General features: G+C 55.8%; 9 protein-coding genes. 1 reads left to right on the top strand and 8 read right to left on the bottom strand.

Going from position 1 to position 12,357, the window contains the following annotated elements:
* Nucleotides 1–135: 135 nt before the first annotated feature.
* The 5 genes from ACT3R4_RS15405 to yrfG all read right to left on the bottom strand — a co-directional run bounded on the left by ACT3R4_RS15405 (nt 136) and on the right by yrfG (nt 6,561).
* Complete coding sequence (locus tag ACT3R4_RS15405; RefSeq protein WP_441679787.1) at nt 136–2,478, bottom strand: Tex family protein; 2,343 nt, start codon at nt 2,476–2,478, stop codon at nt 136–138.
* Nucleotides 2,479–2,657: 179 nt separating this feature from the next.
* Nucleotides 2,658–4,214 carry a phosphoenolpyruvate carboxykinase gene (locus ACT3R4_RS15400; RefSeq protein WP_193055053.1) on the bottom strand — a complete coding sequence of 519 codons (1,557 nt, stop codon included), beginning with the start codon at nt 4,212–4,214 and terminating at the stop codon, nt 2,658–2,660.
* 311 nt (nt 4,215–4,525) lie between these two features.
* Nucleotides 4,526–5,401 carry an Hsp33 family molecular chaperone HslO gene (gene hslO / locus ACT3R4_RS15395; RefSeq protein ID WP_193057369.1) on the bottom strand — a complete coding sequence of 292 codons (876 nt, stop codon included), beginning with the start codon at nt 5,399–5,401 and terminating at the stop codon, nt 4,526–4,528.
* Between the two features lie 93 nt (nt 5,402–5,494).
* Nucleotides 5,495–5,884, bottom strand: coding sequence for a ribosome-associated heat shock protein Hsp15 (gene hslR, locus ACT3R4_RS15390; RefSeq protein WP_193057368.1), 390 nt, complete (start codon nt 5,882–5,884; stop codon nt 5,495–5,497).
* Nucleotides 5,884–6,561: a GMP/IMP nucleotidase gene (gene yrfG, locus ACT3R4_RS15385; RefSeq protein WP_193057367.1), complete on the bottom strand. Its 678-nt coding sequence runs from the start codon at nt 6,559–6,561 to the stop codon at nt 5,884–5,886. The genes hslR and yrfG overlap by 1 nt, the downstream gene beginning before the upstream one ends.
* 71 nt (nt 6,562–6,632) lie before the next feature.
* Here yrfG and nudE point away from each other — a divergent pair, with 71 nt between their 5' ends.
* Nucleotides 6,633–7,232, top strand: coding sequence for an ADP compounds hydrolase NudE (gene nudE, locus ACT3R4_RS15380; RefSeq protein ID WP_193057366.1), 600 nt, complete (start codon nt 6,633–6,635; stop codon nt 7,230–7,232).
* A 940-nt stretch (nt 7,233–8,172) separates the two neighbouring features.
* On the opposite strand, the gene ACT3R4_RS15375 is transcribed toward nudE, so the two are convergent.
* From ACT3R4_RS15375 to ACT3R4_RS15365, 3 genes are all read right to left on the bottom strand, one after another.
* Nucleotides 8,173–9,228: an oxidoreductase gene (locus ACT3R4_RS15375; protein WP_193057436.1), complete on the bottom strand. Its 1,056-nt coding sequence runs from the start codon at nt 9,226–9,228 to the stop codon at nt 8,173–8,175.
* A gap of 18 nt (nt 9,229–9,246) precedes the next feature.
* Nucleotides 9,247–11,091 (bottom strand): dihydroxy-acid dehydratase, encoded by a 1,845-nt coding sequence (gene ilvD, locus ACT3R4_RS15370; protein ID WP_441679790.1) that lies wholly within the window; start codon nt 11,089–11,091, stop codon nt 9,247–9,249.
* A gap of 198 nt (nt 11,092–11,289) precedes the next feature.
* Nucleotides 11,290–12,357, bottom strand: a 1,068-nt coding sequence (locus tag ACT3R4_RS15365) for a methyl-accepting chemotaxis protein (RefSeq protein WP_496201230.1), incomplete at its 5' end; no start/stop codon positions are given.

Below are 12,357 nucleotides of genomic sequence, written 5' to 3'. Positions count from 1 at the left end.
CATCAATCATAAAAGGCAGGATATGGCGGCAGCCCTTATATTTTCAAGCCACGTATTTTCAAGACATGTATTTTCAAGACACGTATTTTCAAGCCACGCAAGCCTTCAAGTTACATAAGCGTTCAACGTATGCGTCTACTTGCCCTGCTTGGCTTTCAGCAATGCCGCCCCCAGCGCCCCCATTGGCGCCGAAGTTTCCGTGCTCTTACTGGCAGGTCGTTGGCTACGTGGTGGCTTTTGCGACCCTTTATTAACGGCTGATGACGCGCGCTCTTGCTCGCGTTCCGGCTCATCATTCAGGCGCATGGAAAGCCCCACCCGCTTACGTGCAATATCCACGCTCATCACTTTCACCGACACAATATCACCCGCTTTAACTACGCTACGTGGGTCGTCAATAAAGCGATCAGACAGTGCAGAGATATGTACCAGACCATCCTGATGGACGCCAATATCTACAAACGCACCAAAGGGCGTTACGTTCGTCACGGTGCCCTCCAGTACCATACCCAGCTTCAAATCCTTGAGCGTTTCCACGCCCTCGCGGAATTCTGCAGCTTTAAATTCAGGCCGTGGGTCACGACCCGGCTTATCAAGCTCGCTCAGAATGTCGCTGACCGTGGGCACACCAAAGCGCTCATCGGCAAAATCAGCGGGCTTTAACGCTTTCAGCGCAGCGCTATCGCCAATCAAGCCTTTAACATCACGGCCACTCTGTTTAGCGATGCGCTCGACCAGGGTATAGGCTTCCGGGTGAACGGCACTTGCATCCAACGGGTTATCCGCATTGCTGATGCGCAAAAAACCTGCGCACTGCTCAAAGGTTTTGGGGCCCAGGCGGCTAACGTCCAGCAGTGCTTTACGGCTTTTAAACGCACCAAGGCTGTTACGCTGGGCCACGATATTCTCAGCTATCGCAGCACTTAGGCCTGCCACTCGTGAGAGCAACGCGCTTGACGCCGTGTTAAGGTCAACCCCCACGGCATTAACACAATCTTCAATGACAGCCTCTAGGCTACGCGATAGCTGTACCTGAGAAACGTCATGCTGATACTGGCCTACGCCAATCGACTTGGGCTCAATTTTAACCAGCTCAGCCAGCGGGTCTTGCAAACGGCGAGCAATCGACACCGCGCCGCGTATTGTTACATCAAGATCCGGCAGCTCACGAGAAGCATATTCCGAAGCGGAGTAAACAGACGCCCCGGCTTCCGATACCATCACTTTGCTGACCCGATACTCAGGCGCCAGTGCTTTCAGTAGCTCCCCTGCCAGCTTGTCGGTTTCACGGCTGGCGGTGCCGTTCCCAACAGCAACCAGTTGAACGCCATGCTGCTTAACGAGCTTAGCCAGCACGTTGAGCGACTCATCCCAGCGGTTTTGTGGCGCATGCGGGTAAATAGTCGCCTGGTCGATAAACTGCCCGGTTGCGTCAATGACCGCCACCTTGCAACCGGTACGCAAACCTGGATCAAGCGCCAGGGTGATTTTTTGCCCAGCGGGTGCGGCCAACAGCAGGTCTTTCAGATTGGCGGCAAATACTTCGATGGCAGTTTGCTCAGCCTGCTCGCGCAAACGCCCCAGCAGCTCGGTTTCCAGCGCTGTGTAGAGTTTCACTCGCCATGTCCAACGGACCACCTCGCCCAACCATTTATCAGCAGCGCGGCCCTCATCGCTAATGCCCACCTGTTTGGCAATGGCCACCTGGGCGGGATGAATAGGCGCATCATCTTCACCAGGCAAGCGAATAGCGAGGCTCAGCACGCCTTCATTGCGGCCACGGAACATGGCAAGCGCACGGTGTGAAGGCACTTTGGCAAGCTTTTCATCGTGCTCAAAGTAATCCGCAAACTTAGCGCCTTCTTGCTGCTTGCCCTCCAGCACACGGGCACTCAGCTCACCCTCTTGCCAGAGGCGCTCGCGCAACCGACCGATTAGCTCGGGGTCTTCGGCAAAGCGCTCCATCAGGATTTGTTTAGCGCCGTCCAGCGCCGCTTTGGCATCTTCAACGGCGGGAATATCACCCTCTGCCGGTCGCAGGTAGCCGGCTGCTTCCGCTTCAGGGTCAAGCGCGGGATTCGCCAGCAGCGCATCCGCCAACGGCTCAAGCCCCGCTTCACGCGCGATTTGTGCCTTTGTGCGGCGTTTTTTCTTAAAGGGTAAATAGAGATCTTCAAGGCGTTGCTTGGTTTCTGCCGCGTCTATGCTCGCCTTGAGCGATGCATCCAACTTGCCCTGCTCATCAATGGCTTCCAGGACAGCGGCACGGCGCTCTTCAAGCTCGCGCAGATAGCGCAACCGCTCATCCAACTGACGCAGTTGGGTATCATCTAATGCCCCGGTAATTTCTTTACGGTAACGGGCAATAAACGGCACGGTGGCACCGCCATCCAACAGCTCTACCGTAGCCGCTACTTGCTGGGTACGCACGCCTAGCTCGTCGGCTAAGCGGGAAATAATTCGCTGATTGACATCCATAAATTGCAACTAACTCATGCAGCATTTTTTAGTGCTGACAAGGTATCACAATCAGCCTACTACCGCTTTATCTGCACGCGACGCGCAGGCCTCAACTGAACCTTCAACCATGCAAATAGCAGAAGGCCACCCGTGGGCGGCCTTCTGGCTTGGCGTGCTTTGCTCGCCACTACTCAATATCAACCCAACTGCGGGCCTGCCTTGAGGATCGCTTCGCTCACCCCTTCAAACTTCTTGAAGTTATCCACGAACTTAGTCGCCAGCTCTTGCAGGTGCTGGTCGTAGGCAGCACGGTCTTGCCAAGTATCGCGTGGGTCAAGCAGGCTGGAATCAACGCCGGGCACGGCGACCGGCACGTCAAGGTTCAAGCCTTCGATATGGCGCGTTTCTACATCGCGCAACACACCTGACTGAATCGCACTGATGATGGCACGCGTCGTCGGGATAGAGAAGCGTGAACCGCCTTCCCCAAACGCGCCGCCCGTCCAGCCGGTATTGACCAGGTAAACCTGAGCGTCTTTCTTATCAACACGTTTGATCAGAAGATCCGCGTACTCACGCGCCGGGCGCGGGAAGAACGGGGCACCAAAGCAGGTAGAGAACGTAGCGGCCAAGCCTTCTGAAGAGCCCATTTCGGTAGAGCCAACCTTAGCGGTGTAACCGGAAAGGAAGTGGTACGCCGCGGCCTCTTTTGAAAGCACCGACACCGGCGGCAATACGCCTGACATATCGCAGGTCAAAAAGACGATGGCATTGGGCTCGCCCGCCAGGTTTTCCGGCACGCGCTTTTCAATATGCTCAAGCGGATACGCGGCACGCGAGTTCTGGGTTAGGCTGTCATCGGCGTAGTCCGGCTCATGACGGTCATTAAGCACCACGTTTTCAAGCACGGTGCCGAACTTAATCGCGTTCCAAATAACCGGCTCGTTTTTCTCGGAAAGGTCGATACATTTGGCGTAGCAACCACCTTCCATGTTGAAGACGATACCGTCGCCCCAGGCGTGCTCGTCATCACCAATCAGGTAACGTGCCGGATCAGCGGAAAGCGTGGTTTTACCCGTACCGGAAAGACCGAAGAACAGGCAGGTTTCGCCATCTTCACCCACGTTGGCCGAGCAGTGCATAGGCAGCACGTCCGACGCTGGCAGCAGGAAGTTCTGTACCGAGAACATGGCTTTTTTCATTTCGCCTGCGTAGCGCATACCGGCGATCAGCACTTTTTTCTCGGCGAAATTGATAATGACGCAGCCGTCAGAGTTGGTGCCATCACGGTCCGGCTCGCACTCAAAATTTGCCGCGTTGAGAATGACCCACTCATCTTTACCCGCTGGGTTGTAAGCGCTCGGACGTACAAACATGGTGCGACCGAAAAGATTCTGCCAAGCCGTTTCAGTGGTTGCGCGAACCGGCAGATAGTGGGTGGAATCACTACCCACATGCAGCTCAGATACAAAATACTCACGACGGCTTAGATACTCTTCAACCCGCGCCCATAGGGCATCGAATTTAACGGCATCAAACGGGCGGTTGACGCTGCCCCAATCAATACTGTCACGCGTCGACGGCTCATCGACAATGAAGCGGTCAGCTGGCGAACGCCCCGTCCGTACGCCAGTATTGACGGCCAAGGCGCCATCCGCCGACAAGCGGCCTTCACCACGGGCCACGGCGCGCTCGATTAATTCGGCGCTGCTAAGATTCACATGGACTTGGGGAGCGGCTTGAGTCGTGGTCATTTTGATTCCTGGGCCTTGCGGCCATTTTCTCGTTACCGGGCGCTGTTAACGCCGCCAAAAAAGGTCGCCCCAACAACATACATTGTGCTGGGGGTGCTGAAGTCAGGCGCATTATTACAAAAAGAAAGCCCCCGGGAAACGGGGGCTTTGACCAAACATTTTGTAGTTAAACTACTACAAATACACAACACTCCTTGTTGCAGCGCAGTAAGTTTTCAAATGTTTTTAGGCTGGAATCGCTACAAGCGCTGTAACTGCTGCCCCTTACGAGAGAAACCTGTTAATCAGCACCTTGATAAACGACTACATAATCAGTGAATAACCGGTGATGGCGCATCCGGGTTCTCCAATAATGTCTCAACATCAGCCGCAGTGTAGTGATATTTCGTGTGACAGAAGTGGCATTGCGTATCAATAGCGCCTTTTTCACGCACAATATCGCGCAGTTCAGCAGCCCCTAACGTGATCAATCCTCCCGCCATTCGCTCCCGCGAACAGGTACAGCCAAAACGCAGGGCTTTAGGATCAAAGACCCGAACCGTCTCTTCATGATAAAGGCGATAAAGCACTTCGCGCTGCTCTAACCCCAAAAGCTCCTCAGGTTTGATCGTATCGGCCAACGCGACGCTGCGCTCCCACGCATCGACATCCTGATTTTGCGAGGCATCAGGCAGGCGCTGCAGCAGCAAGCCACCGGCACGCTCGCCGTCTGCCGCTAACCACAAGCGAGTAGGCAGCTGTTCGGATTTTCCAAAATAGGCTTCCAGACAGCCACTGAGCGTTTCGTGATCCAACGCGACAATGCCCTGGTAGCGGTTGCCTTCACGCGGGTCGAGCGTAATGACAATTTGCCCTTCTCCGACCAATTCACGAAAGTCTGCCCGCTCGCTGGGCAAGTGGCTATCCTCCGCCACACGAGCAATCGCACGTAGCTCACCGCCTGGGTTGGACTCCGCCATTAATAGCGACAGCACGCCCTGGCCACGCACTTCAATGCTTAAGGTGCCGTCCAACTTAATGGTATCGGTTAGTAGCGCGACAGCGGCCAACAGCTCACCCAACAGCTCATTAACGGCGGGCGGATACGCGTGGCGCGTGAGCACTTCGTGGTAGGCAGTGGCTAGCGTTACGATTTCGCCACGTACGTTGGTTTGGTCAAACATAAACCGCTGAATTTGATCAGACATAACAAGGTCCTGCAGTAAAAGGGTACTTAAAATGGGCGCTTGGCGGGCTAGCCTGCCTTGGCCGTGAAGACAGCCCAAGGCAGGAAACGTCGGCTACTCGCCGGGCTGACGCTGAAAGCGCTGTATATCGCGGCGCTGCTTTTTATCAGGCCGTTTGAGGGGGTGCTGCATGGCTTGATTAGTAAGCCTGCGGGCTTCGGTCTCACGGGCGCGCCGCTCGGTACTCTCGGCGGTCTCTGCATAGAGTTTTCGTGCTTCAGGCGCACCACGACGCTGGTCAGAAAGCTCTGTTACCTCGACCTCGTAAATGTCCCACCCCTGAGGCACGCGAATAAGCGCTCCCAACTCGACATTTTTACTGGTTTTGGCACGCGCACCGTCGTAATGCACCTTGCCACCTTCAATGGCTTTTTTAGCGAGCGCGCGGGTTTTAAAAAACCGCGCTGCCCATAACCACTTATCCAAGCGAACGGCGTCGCTCATTAACGCTCTCCTTGCTGCCCTGGTAGGTTTTCTGGCAGCAGTTGGGCAAATCGATCCAAAGCGATAAATTCCTGCAGCTCTTTTTCAGGGCGCTGGCTGTCTGGCTGTTTAATACCCAACAAATGCCGGATACCAAATTCGCGGGCGCTTTCCAGCACGCGGGAGTTATCGTCTATAAACAGGGTACGGGCCGGGTCAAAAGGTTCGATGTCTTGCAGTGCAAACCAAAATGCCTGCTCCTCTTTCGCTGCCCCTACATCTTCAGAGGAGATGATGGCATCCAAGTAGTTTTCCAACCCTGTTAACGGCAATTTAAGCGATAGGCTGGCTCTATCAGCGTTGGTGGCCAATATCACTCGGGGATGGGACTGCTTTAGCCACGTTAAAAAGTCGAGTGCATCGCTACGTAGACCAATTAAATGCTGCACTTCCCGTTTGAGCGCAACGACGTCGACATTCAGTTCTCGGCTCCAGTACGCCAGGCTGTACCAGTTTAGCGTGCCCTGTTCGCCCATAATGCGCTGCTGGAGTGCATTTTGAGATGCTTCATCAAGCTGATGAAGCTCTCTATAACGGCGCGGGAGATGCTCCAACCAGAAGTGGCTGTCAAAGTGTAGGTCCAGCAGCGTACCGTCCATATCCAGCAGCACGGTATCAATTTCGCGCCAATCAATCATTGCCGCTCCAGTCTAAAAGAGTAAGCGTGCTATTGTAGCCTAACCCTTATTTAGCAGCCATGGAGGCCCTTATGTCAGCATCTGATTCTCCCGCCGGCTACCTGCGCAAGCCGCAGATACTGGCCCGTGAGAGCGTAGCCAAAAGCCGCTTGTTTCATATTGAGTCACTGGATTTACGCTTCTCGAACGGCGAGGAGCGCCAGTTTGAGCGTTTAACCGGCGCCGACCGTGGTGCGGTAATGATTGTGGCCATGCCTGACCCTGACCATGTGTTGCTGATACGCGAGTACGCGGCAGGTTTTGAAGATTACGTATTAACGCTTCCCAAAGGATTGGTGGACTCGGGCGAGGATGTTATTACCGCGGCTAACCGTGAATTGATGGAAGAGTGCGGCTTTGGTGCTCACTGCATCGAGCCTTTAGTTGAGCTTTCACTGGCCCCCAACTATATGCGCCATCGCATGCAGGTATTAATCGCGACTGACCTGTATGCCAAACGGCTGCCGGGCGATGAGCCAGAGCCGCTTATTGTCGAGACCCACCCCATCGAAGAGCTGCCGGCCCTTTTGCTACGCGACGATTTTCATGAAGCCCGTGCCATAGCAGCCCTGTATATCGCCCGCGATAAATTACGTGACGAGAAGCGCCAAGACGCTGCTGATTTGCTGTGAGGTAATGTCGGCCCCGCCTTTCAGCGCGGGCCCCGATTTTCGAATCCAGCAAAAACCGTAGCGCGTGATAACGTTTTGCGAGGAACGAACAAATAAGGCACCCGCGGGTGGCGGCGCAAGCCGCCTTGGCTGTGCCACCGTGCTTATGTCTATGCTATTGCGCCCCGCCACCCAACCCCGGCAACGCTTCGCGTTGCTCCCGCGGGTGCGCTGCGCTTACCACGCGCTACAAATTTGCGCTATTTTCGGATCCAGCAAGAATCGTAGCGCGTGGTAACGTTTTGCGAGGAACGAGTAAATAAGGCACCCGCGAGTGGCGGCGCAAGCCGCCTTGGCTGTGCCTCCGTGCTTATGCTTTTGTACCTCATCACCTGGCAGCGCTGCGCGCTGCTCCCGCGGGTGCGCTGCGCTTACCACGCGCTACGAATTTGCGCTATTTTCGGACCTTGCGAGAATCGTAGCGCGTGGTAACGTTTTGCGAGGAACGAGCAAATAAGGCACCCGCGGGTGGCGGCGCAAGCCGCCTTGGCTGTGCCACCGTGCTTATGCCTATGCTATTGCACCCCGCCACCCAACCCCGGCAACGCTTCGCGTTGCTCCCGCGGGTGCGCTGCGCTTACCACGCGCTACGAATTTGCGCTATTTTCGGATCCAACGAGAATCGTAGCGCGTGGTAACGTTTTGCGAGGAACGAGCAAATAAGGCACCCGCGAGTGGCGGCGCAAGCCGCCTTGGCGTTGTCGCCGTGCCTGTATCCATGCTTTGTAACGCACCACCTGGCAGCGCTTCGCACTGCTTCCGCGGGTGCGCTGGCGCTTACCACGCGCTACGAATTTGCGCTATTTTCGGATCCAGCAAGAATCGTAGCGCGTGGTAACGTTTTGCGAGGAACGAGCAAATAAGGCACCCGCGTGAAGCGGGTGCCGACTTTCGTGTTGGGTTAAAAGTGGGGTTTAAGCGCTATCCAGCGGCGTTGGCGGTAGCTATCCTGCCCCGCTTCCAAAAGCGTCATCGAGCGTAACGCGGCTTCGATATCTACCGGTAGCGCAGCACGGCCTTGGAGAGCCTCGACGATTCCCTGGTAATAGGCCAGGTAGTTACCCGGCTGAGTAGGATGCTCATGGCTTGTCAGTGATGCCTTTTCACCCTGCCCTTCGCGCAGCGTCAACGTGCCTGGGGTATCTTCTCCCCAATTAACGGCAGGCACTTCCCCTGCCTTCAGGCGATCTTCTTGAGGGTCCAGACCGTATTTTATATAGCTGCCTTGCGTGCCATGTATCCGAAAACGCGGTGTCGCTTCGGCCACTAGCGCACTGGCGCTTAACTGAACACGCCGGTCATCGTAGGCCAGCAGCGCGAGAAAATCGTCATCGGCTTGCGCGCCATCGCGGCGTGTGCCCAGCTCCAGCAAAATGGCGTTGGGCATCCCAAACAACTCACATGCCTGATCCAGCAGATGTGGCCCCAGGTCAAACCAGAGACCGCCACCCGCCGTGGCTTTCTCGCGCCAGCGGTCGCGTACTTCTGGTTTGAACCTATCAAAGCGCGATTCGAAACCGGTCACACGTCCTAGCGTGCCTGTCTCAAGCAAAGCCTTAACCGTTAAAAAATCGCTATCCCAACGGCGATTATGAAACACCGAGATCAAACGCTCTTTCACCACGGCCAGCGATTTTAACTGCTTGGCTTCTGACAGCGTCACGGTAAACGGTTTATCCACCACCACGTGCTTGCCCGCAGAAAGTGCCATTTTGGCAAGCTGAAAGTGGGTATCGTTGGGGGTAGGAATCACAATAAGGTCAATATCGTAACGCTGGCATAATGCCCGTGCCTCGTTCTCGACCTCTACATCAGGCAAATCCGCCTGCACCTTAGCGGCGTCGCTTGAGGACACCGCGACCAAATCCAGGCCTTCCGTGGCCTGAATGAGCGGTACATGAAACGTTTTACTCGCGAACCCATAACCTACCAGGCCCACATTGATCGTTGCTTTCATAATGCTCCTTGCGAACGTTTAATCGAGCTTGGAAAGATCGCGCACCGCTCCTTTGTCAGCGGACGTCGCTAACAGTGCATAGGCCTTTAGCGCAGGCGTCACTTTGCGGGGGCGCTGCTCGACCGGTTTCCAGGCCTCTTTTCCTTTGGCATCCATCGCTTCGCGACGAGCGGTAAGCTCAGCATCGGAAAGCTTGACGTTAATCGTGCGGTTGGGGATATCAATGATGATGGTATCGCCCTGCTCCACCAGGCCGATTGCGCCCCCCGCTGCCGCTTCCGGCGATACGTGGCCAATGGACAAACCCGAGGTCCCCCCCGAGAAGCGACCATCGGTCAGTAGCGCGCAGGCTTTGCCCAGCCCTTTGGATTTAAGGTATGAGGTTGGATACAGCATTTCCTGCATGCCGGGACCGCCTTTAGGGCCTTCGTAGCGAATCACCACGACATCACCCTCTTTTACCTTGCCATCCAGTACGTTGGCGACCGCCTGGTCTTGGGACTCCACGACGTGAGCCGTGCCTTCAAACAGTAGAATCGAATCATCAACACCGGCAGTTTTAACCACACAGCCGTCCAGCGCGATGTTGCCGTAAAGCACGGCCAGGCCGCCCTGGGTTGAGAACGCGTGCTCCAGGTTACGAATACAACCAGTCGCTCGGTCACCGTCCAGGCTTGGCCAGCGCGTGCTTTGCGAGAAGGCCGTCTGGGTGGGCACGCCACCAGGGCCTGCTTTAAAGAACTCAACCACTTCCGGGCTGGGTGAGCGCATGATGTCCCACTCGTCCAGCGCGGTCTTGAGACTATCACCGTAAACCGTGGGCACCGAGGTATCCAGCACGCCCGCGCGATCAAGCTCACCCAGGATCGCCATGATGCCGCCCGCCCGATGCACATCTTCAATGTGGTACTTTTGGGTATTGGGCGCCACTTTACACAGCTGCGGCACTTCGCGGGAAAGCTGATCGATATCCGACATGGTGAAGTCGACTTCCGCTTCTTGCGCGGCCGCCAGCAGGTGCAAAATGGTATTGGTGGATCCGCCCATGGCGATATCGAGGGTCATCGCGTTACGAAAAGCGGCTTTCGAGCCAATCGCGCGAGGCAGCAGGTGCGCCTCGTCACCTTCGTAGTAACGCTTGGCCAGCTCAACAATCTTGTGGCCGGCGTTTTCAAACAGACGACGACGGTCCGAGTGCGTTGCCAGCACAGTGCCGTTACCCGGCAGCGCCAGGCCGAGCGCTTCGGTCAGGCAGTTCATTGAGTTGGCGGTAAACATGCCTGAGCAGCTGCCGCAAGTGGGGCAAGCGCTACGCTCAACTTCGGCCAGCGTTTCATCATCCACGCTGTCGTCAGCCGCCATTACCATGGCGTCTACCAAATCCAGGCCATGATTTAACAGCTTGGTTTTGCCGGCTTCCATGGGCCCGCCTGAGACAAAGACGACCGGAATATTCAGGCGCATGGCAGCCATCAACATGCCAGGGGTGATCTTGTCGCAGTTGGAGATACAGACCAACGCATCGGCACAGTGCGCGTTACACATGTACTCAACGCTGTCGGCGATAATGTCGCGGCTGGGCAGCGAGTACAGCATGCCGTCGTGGCCCATCGCGATGCCGTCATCGACGGCAATAGTGTTGAACTCCTTGGCTACGCCACCGGCTTTCTCAATTTCACGCGCAACCAGTTGGCCCATATCTTTCAGGTGGACGTGACCGGGGACAAATTGGGTAAACGAGTTGGCGACCGCGATAATAGGTTTGTGAAAATCGTCATCTTTCATACCCGTGGCACGCCATAAAGCGCGGGCGCCAGCCATATTGCGGCCAGCAGTGGTCGTACGGGAGCGATACTCAGGCATAGTGTCCTCTACATCTTTTTTTTGGCCCGCTGCCAACTCGGCGGTGGGCAGGTGAATCCAGCGCCCATGATTGTGGCATGAGCGCTGCCCACAGCGCCAGACGTAGTGCCCGACGAGATTAATCCGCTGACGCGTTTCTAAAATGCCACCCTGGAGGGTGGCATCTATCACGTATGGGAGTGTTGAGGCGTTAGACGCTTAAAACTCTTCCCACTGGTCGTGCTGAGGCTGGGCGACGAGTTTACCAAGTGCGGCATTACTGGCGGCAGGCAGTTGCCTGGTTGTTTTCTGCTGAGCCTTATGCGTAAACGAAAGCTTATCGCGGGCAGCCTTGGCACTCTCTTCTTGAAAGCCTTTTAAGCGGAACGCATCGACCACGTTGGCCAGCTCAAAGGCCTCTAGCGCCAAATTGTCAGCTGACGCCGCGATTGACTGCACTTTTGATGCATTTTGCTGTGTCACATGGTCCATTTCAGCGACGGCTGAATTAATTTGTCCGATACCGCTGCTCTGCTCATTAGAGGCTGCACTAATGGATTCCATTAACACGCTGACACGGTTTACCTGCTGCATCACATTTTCAATGGCGCGCTCTGCCTGCTCTACAGCACTCCGCCCGCCGCTGACCTCTTGAGTAGTACTGTCGATCATTTTGCGAATTTCCTGGGAGGCCGTCGCGCTCCGCCCCGCTAGATTACGCACTTCGCTGGCGACAACGGCAAAGCCACGGCCATGATCGCCCGCGCGGGCAGCCTCGACGGAGGCATTGAGCGCCAGTATGTTGGTCTGAAACGCAATGCCATCAATCACGCTGATCATTTCGGTCATTTTTTCTGCGCTTTGAGCAATGCGCTGCATACGCTCAACCAGGGCTTCCATCTGTTTGCCGGTATCGCGTGTACTGTCGGCATTTTGCATGGCAAGCTCAGTTGCCTGGCGCGCGTTTTCAGTATTCTGCTGCACGGTAGAGGTCATCTCTTCCATGCTGGCAGCGGTTTGCTGAAGCGATGATGCTTGCTGCTCGGTACGTGATGAAAGCTCTTCGTTTTCAGCAGCAATCTGCCTAACGGCCGGGGTCACGATCGACACTCGGCTATCCAGATCAGTGACGATACTGGCCAAACTAAAGCGCATGGTATCCAGTGAGTAGAGCAGCTCTCCGAGCTCGTCGTGGCTGGCTTGCTTGTTGCTGGCCGCCAGGTTCCCTGCCGCAATCTGAAAGGTCAAGTGGCGCGCACCCGCTAAGCCGTTGAGTACATTGCGTAG

The sequence above is a fragment of the Halomonas sp. AOP7-E1-9 genome (assembly GCF_052376035.1).
GTDB classification, from domain to species: Bacteria; Pseudomonadota; Gammaproteobacteria; order Pseudomonadales; family Halomonadaceae; genus Vreelandella; species Vreelandella citrativorans.
Note: the sequence above shows the minus strand (reverse complement) of the source record. Positions and strands in the feature narration are given on the sequence as shown.